The sequence below is a fragment of the Variovorax sp. 10N412 genome (assembly GCF_056394985.1).
Genome location: NZ_JBFTIO010000013.1, coordinates 35,247 through 50,912, shown reverse-complemented (window position 1 = coordinate 50,912; position 15,666 = coordinate 35,247). Strand labels below are relative to the sequence as shown.

Below are 15,666 nucleotides of genomic sequence, written 5' to 3'. Positions count from 1 at the left end.
ACCCATCGCGGGGGGCGGGGGCCTCGGTCTGCAACCCAGGGCGCAGATGCGAAGGCGGGAACATCCGGTTCAATTTCCGGTGGGTCTGCCGCCCTCCATGGACATGCCCGCCGCTTCAGCCGGCCGGCACATCACTGCATCTCCCCGCCGCAAGAGCCCGCCCCGCAGCACCCGCGCCGTCAGCCCGCCGTGCCCGCGCACCGCGTTGTAGCCGCCGGGCCCGAGCGCTTCTTCCATGCGCGAGCAGGGTTCGCACGGTCCGCTGATTTCCAGCAGCACCTCGGCGCCGATGCACAGCACCAGCGGCTGGTCGCGAAACAGCGAGCGCGCGGCGATCAGGTTCAGGCCCGACACCACCAGGTTGCGGCGCAGCACGTCCGCCCCGACCTCGGCCCGCGCGCACATCGCTGCAATCACCGGCAGGTGCTCCGCCTGCAGCAGCGTGACCTGCCGGCGCCCGCCAGGCTGCGCCGCACCGCTGCTGCGGTCGCCCTGCAGGCCCCGGCCTTCGAGCGCGACCGCTTCATCCACCGATTGCACGGGCGCACGGCGTGCGGGCCGCAGCAGCACGGCGTCGAGCCGGCCGGGGCGGGGAAACTGGCGGGTCAATTCGCGGAGATCGGGCATGCGGCCATTGTGCGCAAGCCCGCTTCGCATGGCCCTGCCGCCGGCCCGGTCGGGCGGCAAGGCTTACCCTCTCGTCCCGAATGACAGACAACCCTCTTTTCAGGACATGGCCATGAAACGCATCGGCGTGCTCGTCTTCCCCGGTTTCCAGATCCTCGACCTTGCGGCCATCGCGGCGTTCGAGCTGGCCAACATGCATGCGGGCAAGACCCTCTACAAGGTCGAGTTGCTGTCGGAAGAGGGCGGCCTCGTGGCCAGCTCGTCGGGCGTGTCGACCGACAGCAAGCGCTTCACCGCGGCCAGGTTCGACACGCTGCTGATGACCGGCGCGCTCACCATCGAGCCCACCTCCGAGAAGATGTGCCGCTTCCTGCGCGCGGCCCTGCGCCGCGCGCGCCGCGTGGCCAGCATCTGCACCGGCGCCTTCGGGCTGGCCGACGCTGGGCTGCTCGACGGGCGCCGCGCCACCACGCACTGGGCCTTTGCGCAGGAGCTGCAGACGCGCCATCCGGCAATCAAGGTGCAGCCCGACCGCATCTTCATCAACGACGGGCCGGTGTGGACCTCCGCCGGCATGACGGCGGGCATCGACCTGGTGCTGGCGCTGGTGGAGGAAGACCTGGGCGTGGAGGCGGCGCGGTTCATCGCGAAGAAACTGGTCGTGTACCACCGCCGCGCGGGCGGGCAGTCGCAGTACTCGGCGCTGCTGGCGCTGGAACCCCGCTCCGACCGCATCCAGCAGACGCTGGTGCATGCGCGCGCCAACCTGCGCGACGCGCTGTCGGTGGAAGAACTGGCCGAGGTGGCGCACCTGAGCCCGCGCCAGTTCAGCCGCGCCTTCAAGGCCGAGACGGGGCAGTCGCCCGCGCACGCCGTGGAAAACCTGCGCGTGGAAGCTGCGCGTGCGCTGATCGACGAAGGCAGCCTCGCGCTGGGCGTGGTGGCGCTCGAGACCGGCTTCGGCGACCCCGAGCGCATGCGCCGCGCCTTCCTGCGCACGCTGGGCCAGCCGCCGCAGAGCGTGCGCCGCGTGGCGCGCCTGCAGGGTGCCGCGGCCTGAAACGCCAGATGTCCTGAAAGGTGGCTTATATGACATTTACGCCATCGCCTCGAAGGAAGAAACTTCCCCCACGGCCGCACCACCGTGTGGCGACAAAGGAAGTTTTCATGACTGCATCGACAAAGGGCACCGCCCTCATCACCGGCGCATCGTCGGGCATTGGCGCCGTGTACGCCGACCGCCTGGCACGCCGCGGCTACGACCTGGTCCTGGTGGCGCGCAACCGCGAACGCCTGGGCGCGCTGGCGGACCGGCTCGCGGGCGAGACCGGGCGCAAGGTCGAGGTCCTGCCCGCGGACCTCACGAACAAGGGCGACATCGCGCGCGTCGAGGCCGTGCTGCGCACGCGCAGCGACATCACGCTGCTGGTGAACAACGCCGGCGTGGGCGCCACCGCACCGCTGCTCGCGTCCGACATCGACAAGATGGAAGACATGATCGCGCTCAACGTGAACGTGCTCACGCGGCTCACGTATGCGGCGGTGCCGGGCTTCGTGGCGCGCGGCGCGGGCACGCTGGTGAACATCGCCTCCACCGTGGCCGTCTCGCCCGAAACGCTCAACGGCGTGTACGGCGGCAGCAAGGCCTTCGTGCTGGCACTGAGCCAGTCGCTGCAGCACGAGCTGGCCGGCAAGGGCGTGCGCGTGCAGGCGGTGCTGCCGGGCGCCACGGCCACCGAGTTCTGGGGCATCGCCGGCCTGCCGGTGCAGCACCTGCCGAGCGAGATCGTGATGACGGCCGAGAACATGGTCGACGCGGCGCTCGCGGGGCTCGACCTGGGCGAGCAGGTCACGATTCCCGCGCTGCCGGACCAGGGCGAGTGGAACGCCTTCGAGGCGGCGCGCCGCGCGATGTCGGCACGGCTGTCGAGCACCGCGCCCGCGGCGCGCTACGGCGTGCGTGCGAGCGCAGGCGTGGCCGTCCCAGGGTAAGCCTGTCCCCATCGCGGCGGACAGACGCCGCGTCGCCGCCTGCTTACGCTCCCGTCAGACATTTGCCCGGCAACGGGTCACCCCTGACTTGGGAGCGCGCGTTTGAGAGCAGCAACTGGCATCGGCAGCCTGGAAGACATCCGGCGGATCGAACATGCACCCTATGCGGACTTCATGCCGCATGCGGATGTGCTCGATGCGCTGGAGGACGCGGCGCGGCGGCACCCCGAGCGGGCCGCCATCACCTACATCCGCAGCGCCGACCCCTCGGTGCCGCCCGCGCGCTGGACGCACGCGGAACTGGTGGCGCAGGTGCGCCGCGCGGCCCGTGCGTTCACCGCGCTGTGCGGCGACGCCGAGCCTCGGGTCGCCTTCCTGCTGCCCGCCATTCCCGAGGCCTACTTCACGCTGTGGGGCGCCGAGGCGGCCGGCGTGGCCTGCCCCATCAACTACCTGCTGGGCGAGGAGCACATCGCCGAGCTGATCGACGCCGCGCAGGTCAACGTGCTGGTCGCGCTGGGGCCGAACCCCGAGCTGGACATCTGGCGCCGCGTGCCCGGCCTGCGCAACCGCTGCAGGTCGCTGGCGCATGTGATCGCGGTCGGAGGAGCGGAAGGTGCGGAAGGTGCGGCAGGGGCGCAAGGAACGCTCGACTTCGATGCGCTGCTGGCCTCCCACTCGGACGCGCCGCTGCAGCGCACGCGCCAACCCGATGCCCGCCGCATCGCCGCGCTGTTCCACACCGGCGGCACCACCGGCCGGCCCAAGCTCGCGCAGCACACGCACGGCAACCAGCTGCATGCGGCGTGGGGCGCGGCGCGCATGTACGGCACCACGGAGCACGACGTGGTGCTCAACGGTTTCCCGCTGTTCCATGTGGCGGGCTCCTTCGTCTACGGCCTGTCGACCCTGCTTTCGGGCGGCGAGGTGGTGCTGCCCACGCTGCTGGGCCTGCGCAACACGGCCTTCATGCAGGCCTACTGGCAGTTCGTGGCGCTGCACCGCGTCACGCTGCTGGCGGCGGTGCCGACCGTGATGTCCACGCTGCTGGGCGTGCCGCGCAACGGCGAAGACCTGTCGCGCGTGCGCTGCCTGCTCACGGGCGGCTCGCCGCTGCCGTCGGACCTGGCCGAGGCCTTCGAGCAGCGGCTCGGCATTGCGGTGCGCAACATCCTGGGCATGACCGAGTGCGGCGGCGTGATCGCCATCGAGCCGGCGGGCGCGCCGCGCGTGGCGGGCTCGGTCGGCTGGCCGCTGCCGTTCACCCGCGTGCGCGTGGCCGATGAAACCGGCGCGCCGCTGGCGACTGGCGAGGAAGGTGAAGAGGGCATCCTGCAGATACAAGGCCCGAACGTGGGGCCGGGCTACACCGATGCGGACAACAACGCCGGCGTGCTCGCCGAGGGCGGCTGGCTGGTGACCGGCGACGTCGGCCGCATCGATGCGCAGGGGCGGGTGTTCGTGACCGGGCGCTCGAAGGACCTGATCATCCGCAGCAGCCACAACATCGACCCCGTGGTGATCGAGGACGCGCTCATGGCCCACCCCGACGTGCTGCTGGCCGCGGCTGTCGGCGCGCCCGACGAATACGCGGGCGAGGTGCCGGTGGCCTATGTGTCGCTGCGACCGGGCCGCACGGTCGGCAGCGAGCAGCTGGCCGCGTTCGCGCAGGCGCGCATTCCCGAGCGGCCCGCGTTTCCGAAAGCCATCTTCATCCTCGACGCGCTGCCCGTCACCGCGATCGGCAAGCTCTACAAGCCCACGCTGCGCGCCATGGCGATCCGCTGGGTGGTGGAAGACCGGCTCGCGCGCAGCGCGCTGGCGTCGAAGGTGCACGTCGACGTGCGCGCCGAGGGCAAGGGGCTGGTGGTGCATTGCACGCTCGCCGGCGACGACCCCGGCACCGCCGCGCAGGTGCGCAGGCTGCTCGGTGTGTTCGCGTTGAACTGCCGTGTCGGCACCGCCGAAGGAGCCGAGGCATGAGCGCCGCGCCGGGCCGCCCCGAGCAAGAGCGCGTCGAAGAGTGCACCGCAGCGCGCGGCGCGGAGGTCGTCGAATGAACGATGACATCCGCTATGAGAAGAACGGCCATGTCGCCACCATCACGCTCGACCGGCCGCAGGCGCGCAACGCGCTCACGCCGCGCATGCTGTGCCTGCTGGCCGACGCCTTCGTCGACTTTCGCGCCGACGCGGCCCTGCGCGTGGCGATCCTCACCGGTGCGGGCGAGCTGGCCTTCTGCGCGGGCGGCGACCTGGCGACCACGCTGCCGCTGATGACCGGCGACCGCGCGCCGGCCGATGCCTTCGAGCACCGCATGCTCGCCGACCCGCTGGTGCTGGCGGCCTCGTCGCTGCGTGACTTCGCGCTGCACAAGCCGGTGATCGCGGCCATCAACGGCGCCTGCATGGCCGCGGGCTTCGAGACCATGCTGGGTACCGATATCCGCATTGCCGCCGCGCATGCGAGCTTCGGGCTGCCCGAAGTGCAGCGCGCGCTGATTCCCTTCGCGGGCTCGATGGTGCGGCTGCCGCGGCAGATCGGGCATGCGCGGGCGATGGAGTTCATGCTCACCGGAAGGCCCATGAACGCCGAGGCCGCCTTGCAGTGCGGGCTGGTCAACCACGTGGTTCCTGCGGACCGGCTCATGGCCAAGGCGAACGAGATCGCGCAGCAGATCGCCGCCAACGGACCGCTCGCGGTGCAGGCCGTGAAGCAGACGGTGATGGAAGCCAACGGCGTGCCGCTCGATGTCGGCTACCGGCTCGAAGACCGTGCGAAGAAGGCCGTGTTCGCCAGCGCCGACGCACGCGAAGGGCCGCGCGCCTTCATGGAAAAGCGCAGCCCCGACTACAAGGGCCGGTGAGCCCGGCCCTTCGAGCACATTCGATTCAAGAACCAACGGAGACAAACCGATGAACCCCAAGCAGATGTCCAGAAGAGCGTGCCTCACCGCGGGCGCCGCGGCGTCCCTGGCGCTGGCCTGCCCACCGCTCGCCCTTGCCCAGACCGCGCAGGCCTACCCGTCGCGTTCGGTGCGCCTGACCGTCGGCTTTGCGCCCGGCACCGGTCCCGACGTGCTCACGCGCGTGCTCGGCCAGCGGCTGGGCGAGACCATCGGCCAGCCGATGGTCATCGAGAACCGCGCCGGCGCGGGCGGGCAGATCGCCGCGCAGTTCGTCGCCAAGAGCTCGGCCGACGGCTACACGCTGCTCATTGCCGACGTGAGCGCCATCAGCATCGCGCCGGCCGCGTTCTCCAAGCTGCCCTACGACCCGGCGCGCGAACTGGTGCCGGTGTCGGAGGTTGTGCGCACGGACTTCATCCTGGTGGTGCCCAACTCGTCGCCCGCGAAGACGGTGGCCGATTTCGTGAAGATGGCCAAGGCGGACAAGGACAAGGTCAACTTCGGCACCTTCGGCGCGGGCACGCCCGGCCATTTCGGCGCCGAGATGTTCGCGGAGCAGGGCGGCTTCAAGGTGGAGCCGGTGCACTTTCGCGCGACCGGCGATGCGGTGACGGCCATCATCGCGGGCGACGTGCAGGCGGCTTTCGTGTCCACCGCGCTGGCCATGGCGCAGGTCAAGGGCGAGAAGATGCGCGCGCTGGCCACCACCGCGCCGCAGCGTTCGCCGCTGCTGCCGGCGGTGCCCACGTTCACCGAATCGGGCTTTCCCAAGGCCGATTTCTCGGCGTGGTTCGCGCTGTTCGTGCCCGTGGGCACGCCGCAGGCGGTGATCGACAAGCTCAACGTGCAGGTGGTGGCGGCCGTGCAGTCGCCCGAGGTGCGCCGCCGGCTGGAGGAGGCCGGCTTCAGCATCGCGGGCACCAGCGCGGCGGACACGCGCCGCATGATCGCCACCGAGACCGTGCGCTGGCAGAAGGTGGTGGCGGCCACCGGCTTCAAGGGAGACTGAGCATGCGAGCGCACCTTCTCGCGGCCGGTGTGCTGCTGGTAGCGGGTTGCTCGGGCATCGACACGGGTGGGTCCGCATCCACGGGCGCATCGAACGCGCCGCTGGCGTGCGCACGGCTGGCCGCCGCCGTGCCAACGGGCACCCGCCTCACGCTCAGCGAGACGGTGCCCGCGGGCGCCATCCAGCTCACCGGCGTGCAGCCCGGCGCGCCCGGTTCCACGGCGCCGGTGCCCGCGCATTGCCATGTGCAGGGCAAGATCAATGAGCGCACCGGCATCGACGGCAAGCCCTACGCCATCGGCTTCGACCTGCGCATGCCCGCGGCCTGGAACGGCCGCTTCTTCTTCCAGGGCGGCGGCGGCACCGACGGCACCTTGCGCGACGCGGTCGGCCAGCTCACCGGCGGCGGCAACACGAGCAACGCCTTGCTTCAGGGTTATGCGGTGGTGTTCACGGACACGGGCCACATCGACGAGCCCGGTCCCGACGGCCCGTACCGCTTCGGCCTCGATCCGCAGGCGCGGCTGGACAACGGCTACAACTCGATGGCGCAGACCGGCCTCGTGGCCAAGGCGCTGATTGCCGCGCACTACGCGAAGGCGCCCGAGCATTCCTATTTCGTGGGCTGCTCCAACGGCGGGCGGCAGGCCATGATGATGGCGCAGCGCTACCCCGACATGTTCGACGGCGTGATCGCCTCCGCGCCGGCCTACCGCGTGCCGCTGGCCTCGGTGCAGGCGGTGTACGACACGCAGCTCTACGCCAGGGCCGCCGCTGAAAATGCGCCCCTGGTGAACGGCCGCCCGGTGCTCTCGGCCGCGTTCTCGCCGGCCGACATGAAGCTGGTGACGACCGAGGTGCTCAACCAGTGCGACGCCCTCGACGGCCTGCGGGACGGCATCGTCGACAACTGGCCCGCCTGCAAGTTCAAGCCCGATGCGCTGCGCTGCACCGGCGGCAAGACCGCGCAGTGCCTGAGCGGCACGCAGGTCGATGCGCTCGCGAAGTCCTTCGCGGGCCCGAAGGACGCGGACGGCCGCCCGATCTACAGCGACTGGACCTTCGACGCCGGCCTGCACTCGCAGGAGTGGACGCGCTGGAAGTTCGGCGACGCGCCCGGCGCCGTGCCCAATGCGCGCAACATCACGCTCATGACCGGCGCGCTGGCCATGGTCTTCAGCACGCCGCCCACGGTCACGGCCGATTTCTACGGCCATGCGCTGGGTTACGACGTGGCACGCGACAGCGCCAAGGTGCGTGCGTCGAACGCCACCTTCACGCAGTCGGCCATTCAGTGGGAGGTGCCCGATTCGCCGAACGTCGACGCCTTTGCGCGGCACGGCGGAAAGATGCTCTTCTTCCACGGCGTGAGCGACCCGGTGTTCTCGGTGAAGGACACGGTGCGCTACCTCGGCCAGCTGCGCGAGCGCTACGGTGACAGGACCGACGCCATGGCCCGCCTGTTCACCGTGCCCAACATGGCGCACTGCGCGGGCGGCCCGTCCACCGACCAGTACGACGGCCTGGGCGCGCTGGTGAACTGGGTCGAGAAGGGCCAGCCGCCCGAGCGCATCGTGGCGCGCGCCCGGCCCGAGAACCGCGATGTGACCACGCCGGGCCGCACGCGTCCGTTGTGCGCATGGCCGAAGCAGTCGCGCTACAACGGCAGCGGCAGCATCGAGGACGCGGCCAGTTTCAGTTGCCGTTGAGGGCCACCGGAACAGGCTGGAACAGGGTCAATCCCGATGGAAGAACGCGCGGCACGCGCTAGCTTGGCCCCATGGACCTGATACCCCTCAAGCACCGACCCGCGCCGGCCCCCCTCGCGACCGCGTCGGAGCGCGCGAGCCTGGCGCTGGCCGGCGTCATCGGCTGCACCGGCCAGCCCGATTTCAGCGCCAAGGCGCTGATCGAGCTCAACCGCATGCTGCCGATGTGCTGGATGTCGATCTACAAGCTGTTTCCCGATGCGCCGCCGCAGAGCTACGGCGGCGGCGCCTTCGGCATCGCCGACGGCACGCGCGATTCGTGGCGCGTGTACCGCCAGGGCCTCTACAGCCGGGACCGCACCTTTCTCGCGGCCCGCGAGGTCACCGAGGGCGGCGACGCCGTGGTCACGCGCTGGCATGCGCGCGAAATTCCGCTGGAGCACCGCAAGGCCATCTACATCCGCCACGGCCTGCGCGAGCGCGTGTCGCTGGTGGCGGGCGATGCGCTCGGCGGCGGCGGTGCAGGCGGCGTGTTGGCGGTGAACCTCTACCGTGGCATGGAACAGCCGTCGTTCCGTGACGACGAGGTCGACCTGCTGTGCAGCCTGGCGCCGCCGCTGCTGGCCACGGTGCAACTGCACCTGCGGCTCACGGCGCCGCAGCACGCGGGAGAAATGCAGGGTGGCGATGCCGTCACGCTCAACCCCGAACCCGCCGCGCTGGCCGACCTGCCGCGCCGCGAGCGCGAGGTGTGCCAGCGGCTGCTGCGCGGCTGGACCTACGACGGCATCGCCGCCGACCTCGGCATTTCCGCCGGCACGGTGAAGACCTACCGCAACCGCGCCTTCGAACGCATGGGGCTGCACCACCGCAACGAACTGTTCGCCAGGGCGCTGGCCGAGGTGGCGGCCGCGCCCGCGGCCGTGTAGGACCGCGGCGCGGGTTGCGAGCGCCGGGGGTTGCCCGGCGCATGCGCGCCTATGATCGTTCGGGACCATGCGCAATTCACTCGACTTCAGTTCCTGGCAAGGCCTGCTGACCACGCTGCTCGGCCTGGTCGTCGTCTCCCTGGTGGCCGTGGGCATCCGCCTCGCCGTGATGCACGGCGTGCAGCAACGGCGCGAGCGTGCGAACCGCCAGATCAACGAGCGGCTCAAGACGCTCATCGCTGCCTACAAGGTGCTGGGTGGCTCTTTCACCGGGGACCTGTCGGTGGACCCCAGCCACCTGCGCGAGCTGCGCACGCGCGAAGGCGCCGAGGCGGCCGCCCTTGCCGCGTCGGACCGGCGCCGGCGCACTCGGGACACGGTCGAGGCGGCGCTGTCCGACGTGATCCTGCTGGGCACCGAGACGCAGGTGCGCCTTGCCGCCAGCGCGGCCAACGACATGGTGGCGGGACGGCCCGTGGAAACGGCTGAACTGGTGGTGTCGCTGCGCCTCTTCATTCGCGACGTGCTCGACCTCGACCCGATTCCGCCCGAGCTCGGCATTCCCAAGCAGGGGCCGGTCCGTGCCAAGGGAACGCCTGCGCGCGAAGGCGCGGGCGGGTCCAGGGGGGGCGGCGCCGGAAAGGGCGGCGAGGGGGGCGGGGGTGGCCTCGGAATGGGCATGGGCGTGCACGGCGACGCCGCGCACGACCCGGCAGCTTCCTAGATCCGGTTCAGATCCGGTTGGTGCGCCGCGCGTAGAACAGCGCCAGCGCAATCCCTGTCACCGCTGCACCGCCCCAGGCCGCGGCGGGGCTGCGAAGCGCGCGCATCAGGCGAGCGCGCGTGCCCAAGGCGCCATCGTCGGCGTTGGCCGCGCTCTGCGCGGCCTGTTCCTTCAGGCTGAGCGGTCGCGCGACGTTAGGGTTTTCCTCACCCTCCAGCACGGCTTGGGAGATGTCGAGCGGAGTCATCGAGTCGTCGGCAATCGATGCAGGCAGGGCGGTGGAAGCAGCGGTCATGGGCTGGCCTTTCTTTTTTCTCTGAGGGAATGATCTGGCCTTCAAGGCTGGCGCGGCCCCGCGCCCGCCGCGTACAGCGAAGCGCCGACATTGAAGTAGGTCGATGCCCCGGTCTCGCCGCCGGGCCGCCGCGACGCAATCAAACGCCTCACTTTGTAAGCAATTTTGCAAATTCATGGAACAATTCGGCCGCCTCACCGGGCGGGTGCGGCGTATCTCGCCACACTCAAGACTCAATCAGGCAGGCGTTGACAAATCAGATGGTTTCCGACTCAGAGTTTCTTGCACAGGCGTTGATGGCGCACGGCGGATGCGCCGTGTGCGGCTACGACGCTTCGGAGCAGGTCACCTTCTGGAACGAGCGCTACCTGGCCTTCTTTCCGGAGGTGGTGCCCTTTCTGCGGGTCGGAACCACCTACCTCGAGACGCTGGAGCCCTTCCTGGCGGTGCAGCAACCCCAGGCCTCCCCGCAGGAGCGCGCCGACGCCGTACGCAACGCGCTGCACCTGCATTCCCACGAGGAGGGCCCGCTCCAATACCAGCGCGCCGACGGCCGCTGGCTCGAAATGCGCATGTTTCCCCGGCCCGGGGGCGGCCGCCTCAAGATGTGGACCGACGTGTCCGCGCAGAAGGCGCCCGGCACGCAGGGCAACCTGCTGCAGGGGCTGATGGAGGTCGCCAATGTGGGCCTGATCGTTCACGACGCGGCGGGGAGCCTGCGCTACGTCAACTCCCGGTTCTTCTCGGAGCATTTCCTCGGCCTCATCGAGCGGGTGCCGTCCATCGACCGGCGCGACGCCGGGCAGGGCGCCTACTGGCGGAAGTTCGAGGACATCTTCGGTGGCGACGACGCCTTCGCCGAGCTGTGCCGCAGCACCGACGCCGGCCCGCTCCAGGCCCTGCTCACGATGCGCGCGCGCACCGGGCGCTTCTACCGGGTCCAGGAGCAAGCCTGGGACATGGGCGGCATCGCCTGCGTGTGGACCGACGTGACCGAGCTGGTCCAGCGCGAGAACGCCCTGCTCGCCGCGCACCGCGAACTCTCGCTGCTCAACCGGCGCCTGGTCGACCTGTCCGAGACGGATCCCCTGACCGGCCTGCCCAATCGCCGCCGTTTCAACGACGTGCTGCAGGCGGCGCAGGCGGCCGTGCAGGGCGGCTCGCAAGGGGCCGTGGCCATCGTCGACCTGGACTATTTCAAATCGGTCAACGACCGCTTCGGCCACGACGCGGGCGACGTCGCGCTGGTGGAGGTCGCCAGGCGGCTGAGCGCGCTGGTCCCGGGCACGGCCTCCATCGCGCGGCTGGGAGGCGAGGAGTTCGGGTTGGTCTTCGAGGCGATGCCATTGGCGCAGGCGCATGCCTGCACCGAAGCCATCCGTGCGGCCTTCTCCGACCATTTGTTCTCCATCGATTCGGAAACGATCCCGCTCACCTTGTCGATCGGCATCGCACCATTGACGGCCACGCGCGACGCGAGCACGTCGCTCAAGGAGGCGGACATGGCGCTGCTGCGCGCCAAGGCAAGGGGCCGTGACTGCGTGGTGCTCGCGGGCCGCAACGCCGCCATTCCGCTGGACACCACGCCCGCCGAAACCCCGGCGCCAAGCGAAACGCTTGTTTTGCTGGACGCCTTCGCGGGCGACATCGACCTGAGCGCGGCCGACCTGGGCGACAAGTACGGCACCGCGAACGAGCACCCCGTCTTTGCCCGCTCCAGCTGGAAAAAGGCCATGGAGGACGGCGCGACCTTCGACCACTACTGGGGCTGGGTGGAATACCAGATCTCCGCGAGCCTGCAGTCGCCGGAAACCGAGTAGCCCGGGCATCGAGGGTCGAAAGGGCCCGCTTAAAATCGTTCCCCCCGCAGCAGGGCGTCCCGGCCGGCTGCGGGTTTTTGCTTTTCCGGGGCCATGTAGAGGACCACCATGTACAAAAACCTCGCGGGCCGCGCCGTTCTGGCGTGGGTTGCCGCTTGCTGTTTGTCTCCCGCTTTTTCCCAGACGCCGCAGCCGCCGAAGGTGCCGCTGAAGATCGGCTTCGTCTACGTCACGCCCGTCACCGATGCCGGCTGGGTACGCCAGCATGAAGAGGGCCGCCAGGCCGTCGCAACGGCGCTGGGCGACAGGGTGAAGACCACCTATGTCGAGAACGTGGCCGAGGGCGCCGATGCCGAGCGCGTCATTCGCGACCTCGCGCAGCAGGGCAACACCCTCATCTTCACGCCGAGCTTCGGCTACATGGAGCCGACGCTGAAAGTGGCGAAGGACTTTCCCGACGTGAAGTTCGAATCCGTCACCGGCTACAAGACCGCGCCCAATGTGGCGACCGCGAACGCGCGCTACTACGAAGGCCGCTACCTCGCGGGCATCGCGGCCGGCCGCATGACGAAGAGCAACGTGGCCGGCTATGTGGCGGGCTTCCCGATTCCCGAGGTGCTGCAGGGCATCAACGCGTTCACGCTCGGCATGCGCTCGGTGAACCCCGACGCGAAGGTGATCGTGGTGTGGCTCAACGAATGGTTCGATCCGCCGAAGGAGCGCGACGCGGCGATGGCGCTGTTCAACCAGAACGCCGACGTGGTCGCCTTCCACACCGGCTCCACGGCCGTGATGGCGGCGGCGCAGGAGCGCGGCAAGATGGCCATCGCCTACCACTCCGACATGCGAAAGATCGCGCCCGACGCGCAGCTCGTCGCCGTCACCCACCAATGGGGCGGCTACTACACGCAGCGTGCCAGGGCCGTGCTCGACGGCAGCTGGAAGAGCGGCAACGTCTGGGGTGGCGTGAAGGAAGGAATGATCCGCGTCGGCGACTTCGGCACCCGCGTGCCCAAGGCGGTGCAGGACGAGGTGCTCGCGCGGCAGCAGGACATCGCCACCGGCAAGCTGCAGCCGTTCCGCGCGGTGAACGGCGACGTGCGCGACAACGAAGGCCGCGTCACGATCGCCAAGGGCACGCAGCTGGGCGACGAGCAGATCCTGAAGATGAACTGGCTCGTGCAAGGCGTGCAGGGGCGGGTGTCCGGCCCGACCAGGTAAGCGGGCGTGCCTTTAGCGCCGGGCGCATGCACGACCGCGTCTAGCCGTCGGCGAAGGCCTCGGCGCCGATCATGGACTGCACCCGGGCGGCAAGCTGCGTGCGGTTTTCGACATGCAGCTTGCGAAACGCATTGCCCAGGTGGAAGCGCACGGTGGGCAGCCCCACGGCCATGCGCTTGGCGATGAGCTTGTCGGGGCATCCCGAGACCACCAGCGCCGCCGCCTCGGCCTCGCGCTGGCTCAACGCGGACTTGCGCTGCAGCAGCTCGCTGACGCCTTCGTGCGCGCGCATCGACGAGGTCGGCCCTGCCTGCCATTTGAAGCGCGCCAGCGCGCCCGCGAAGGCGGGCTCGACCAGGCGCAGCGCCTCGATCTCGTTCGCGTCGAAGTTGCCCCGCTCGCGGTGGCGCCAGATGCGCATGTCGCCGGTGCATTCGCCGTCGGCGAAGACATAGACGTTCACGCCCCAGTGCATGCGGTCGCGTTTCAGGAAGTCGTTGAAGAACTCAGTGCGCGACAGGTCCTGCTGGCAGAGGATCTGCGTGGCCAGCGTGGGGTGGCGACGTTCCATCATCGGAAAGGTCAGCGGGTCGACGAAGCGGTAGTACTCGTCCCAGCTGCGCAGGTTTTCCACCGACATGTTCAGCGCCTTCACGCGCGCGAAGCACTGCGCGGCGGCGTCCCAGGTGAAGGACACGTAGGTGTCGGCGTGCAGCAGGTCGAGCATGGGCAAGGCCAGGTCGGCGCGCAGGGCGTCGGGGTCGCTCGCTTCGGCCAGCAGCCGCATGACGTCGCCCAGGGCGCGCGTCTGTGTCGTGGAGAGGTGCATGGCAGGGGTCAAGCAAAGACCGTGCGAACTTCAGTGCTGGCGATGCTAGCCCCGGCAATGGGCGCCGGTATCGGGGCCGACCCGTAGGCCCCCCTATCTATCGTGCTAGGTGTGAGCGGCTGCTGCGATTCCTAGCATCGGGCCATCGTTACGGGAACTCACATGAACCTCACACAACTGGGCGTCGCGCAACTGCGGCGCGAACTGCGGTCGGGCGCGGTGCGCAGCATCGACGTGGCCGACGCGCTCATCGCGCGCACCGAGGCGCACGCCGCGCTGAACGGCTACGTCGCCTTCGACCCCGAGGGCCTGCGTGCCCAGGCCAGGGACGCCGATGCGCGCATGGCGGCAGGCGAAGACCTGCCGCTGCTGGGCGTGCCGGTGGCGCTGAAAGACAACATCGACGCGGTCGGGCTGCCCAGTTCGGCGGGCACGGGCGCGCTGCTCGGCCTGCACCCCCCGCAGGACGCCGAACTGGTGCAGCGGCTGCGCAAGGCCGGTGCGCTGATCGCCGGCAAGGCGAACATGCACGAGCTGGCGATGGGCATCACCACCAACAACAGCGTGACCGGCGCCGCACGCAACCCATGGGATGCATCGCGCATTCCGGGCGGCAGCAGCGGCGGCTCGGGCGTGGTGGTGGCGGCCGGCCTGGTGCCCGCAGCCATCGGCACGGACACCGGCGGTTCTGTGCGCGTGCCTGCCGCGCTGTGCGGCGTGGTCGGCCTGCGCCCGACGACCGGGCGGGTGCCGGGCCGGGGCATCGCGCCCATTTCGCTGACCCGCGATGCCGCCGGACCCCTTGCGCGCAGCGTCGAAGACTGCGCCTTGCTCGACGGCGTGCTCAGCGGCAATGCGCAAGCGCTGGTGCCCGTGTCGCTGCAAGGCGTGCGGCTGGGCCTGCCGGGGCCGGGCTTCTGGGAAGGGCTGGAGCCTGGCGTGCACAGCGTCGCGCAGGAAGCCATCGAGCGCCTGCGCACGGCCGGCGCGCAGCTGGTCGAGGTGCCGCTGCCCGCGCTGGCGGGCTTCAACGAGGCGGCGGGTTTTCCGATTGCGCTGTACGAATTCGTCAGGGACATGGGCGACTACCTGCAGTACGCGCAGCGCGGCGTGAGCCTGCGGCAATTGGTCGACGCCATCGGCAGCCCCGACGTGGCGGCCATCGTGCAGCCGCTGCTGGGCGAAGGCGCGGTGCCCGAGGCCGTGTATGCGCAGGCACTGCAGGCGCGGCGCGGACTGCAGGCCGTCTATGCCGAAGCCTTCGCTGCGCATGGCGTGCGGGCGCTGCTGTTCCCCACCACGCCGCTGACCGCCGCGCCGGTGGGCCACGACGTGACCGTGCAGCTGAACGGCGAAGCGCTGCCGACCTTTGCCGCCTTCATCCGCAACACCGACCCGGGCAGCAACGCCGGCATTCCCGGCGTGACCCTGCCCGCCGGCCTGGCGGGCGGCTTGCCGGTGGGGCTGGGCCTGGACGGTCCGGCGGGCAGCGACCGCGGCCTGCTGGCGCTGGCCGCCGCCGTCGAGGCGGTGCTGCCGCCCTTGCCATCCGCGCCCTGGATGCGCTGAGCGCGCCCCGCCCGATTCCGTCTTTCTTCATTGC

14 protein-coding genes are annotated in these 15,666 nt (G+C 70.3%); 11 read left to right on the top strand and 3 right to left on the bottom strand.

Annotated features, from left to right (window positions below):
• Positions 1-69 precede the first annotated feature (69 nt).
• Entirely contained in the window at positions 70-627 is a 558-nt protein-coding gene (locus tag AC1DJH_RS24425) for an MOSC domain-containing protein (protein WP_478187451.1), read from the bottom strand.
• A 112-nt stretch (positions 628-739) separates the two neighbouring features.
• Here AC1DJH_RS24425 and AC1DJH_RS24420 point away from each other — a divergent pair, with 112 nt between their 5' ends.
• From AC1DJH_RS24420 to AC1DJH_RS24385, 8 genes are all read left to right on the top strand, one after another.
• A complete protein-coding gene (locus tag AC1DJH_RS24420; RefSeq protein ID WP_478187450.1) occupies positions 740-1,687 on the top strand; it encodes a GlxA family transcriptional regulator in 948 nt (315 codons plus the stop codon).
• Positions 1,688-1,794: 107 nt separating this feature from the next.
• A complete protein-coding gene (locus tag AC1DJH_RS24415; RefSeq protein ID WP_478187449.1) occupies positions 1,795-2,619 on the top strand; it encodes an SDR family NAD(P)-dependent oxidoreductase in 825 nt (274 codons plus the stop codon).
• 102 nt (positions 2,620-2,721) lie between these two features.
• On the top strand, positions 2,722-4,602 hold the full coding sequence (locus tag AC1DJH_RS24410; RefSeq protein ID WP_478187448.1) for an acyl-CoA synthetase: 1,881 nt from the start codon (positions 2,722-2,724) through the stop codon (positions 4,600-4,602).
• Between the two features lie 73 nt (positions 4,603-4,675).
• Positions 4,676-5,485 (top strand): enoyl-CoA hydratase-related protein, encoded by an 810-nt coding sequence (locus AC1DJH_RS24405; RefSeq protein ID WP_435495421.1) that lies wholly within the window; start codon positions 4,676-4,678, stop codon positions 5,483-5,485.
• A gap of 49 nt (positions 5,486-5,534) precedes the next feature.
• Positions 5,535-6,536, top strand: a complete 1,002-nt coding sequence (locus AC1DJH_RS24400; protein WP_478187447.1) for a Bug family tripartite tricarboxylate transporter substrate binding protein — start codon at positions 5,535-5,537, stop codon at positions 6,534-6,536.
• A 2-nt stretch (positions 6,537-6,538) separates the two neighbouring features.
• Positions 6,539-8,245 carry a tannase/feruloyl esterase family alpha/beta hydrolase gene (locus AC1DJH_RS24395; protein WP_478187446.1) on the top strand — a complete coding sequence of 569 codons (1,707 nt, stop codon included), beginning with the start codon at positions 6,539-6,541 and terminating at the stop codon, positions 8,243-8,245.
• Positions 8,246-8,316: 71 nt separating this feature from the next.
• Entirely contained in the window at positions 8,317-9,174 is an 858-nt protein-coding gene (locus tag AC1DJH_RS24390) for a helix-turn-helix transcriptional regulator (RefSeq protein ID WP_478187445.1), read from the top strand.
• A gap of 67 nt (positions 9,175-9,241) precedes the next feature.
• Complete coding sequence (locus AC1DJH_RS24385; protein ID WP_478187444.1) at positions 9,242-9,898, top strand: hypothetical protein; 657 nt, start codon at positions 9,242-9,244, stop codon at positions 9,896-9,898.
• Positions 9,899-9,905: 7 nt separating this feature from the next.
• On the opposite strand, the gene AC1DJH_RS24380 is transcribed toward AC1DJH_RS24385, so the two are convergent.
• Positions 9,906-10,193, bottom strand: a complete 288-nt coding sequence (locus AC1DJH_RS24380; protein ID WP_472123377.1) for a hypothetical protein — start codon at positions 10,191-10,193, stop codon at positions 9,906-9,908.
• 260 nt (positions 10,194-10,453) lie between these two features.
• On the opposite strand from AC1DJH_RS24380, the gene AC1DJH_RS24375 reads away from it, so the two are divergent.
• Together AC1DJH_RS24375 and AC1DJH_RS24370 are read left to right on the top strand one after the other, a co-directional pair.
• Positions 10,454-12,013 carry a sensor domain-containing diguanylate cyclase gene (locus tag AC1DJH_RS24375; protein ID WP_478187443.1) on the top strand — a complete coding sequence of 520 codons (1,560 nt, stop codon included), beginning with the start codon at positions 10,454-10,456 and terminating at the stop codon, positions 12,011-12,013.
• Between the two features lie 108 nt (positions 12,014-12,121).
• Positions 12,122-13,234 (top strand): BMP family ABC transporter substrate-binding protein, encoded by a 1,113-nt coding sequence (locus AC1DJH_RS24370; RefSeq protein ID WP_478187442.1) that lies wholly within the window; start codon positions 12,122-12,124, stop codon positions 13,232-13,234.
• 40 nt (positions 13,235-13,274) lie between these two features.
• On the opposite strand, the gene AC1DJH_RS24365 is transcribed toward AC1DJH_RS24370, so the two are convergent.
• Complete coding sequence (locus tag AC1DJH_RS24365; protein WP_478187441.1) at positions 13,275-14,063, bottom strand: helix-turn-helix transcriptional regulator; 789 nt, start codon at positions 14,061-14,063, stop codon at positions 13,275-13,277.
• Between the two features lie 162 nt (positions 14,064-14,225).
• Here AC1DJH_RS24365 and iaaH point away from each other — a divergent pair, with 162 nt between their 5' ends.
• Positions 14,226-15,632, top strand: coding sequence for an indoleacetamide hydrolase (iaaH, locus tag AC1DJH_RS24360; protein ID WP_478187440.1), 1,407 nt, complete (start codon positions 14,226-14,228; stop codon positions 15,630-15,632).
• The last annotated feature ends 34 nt before the right edge of the window (positions 15,633-15,666 follow it).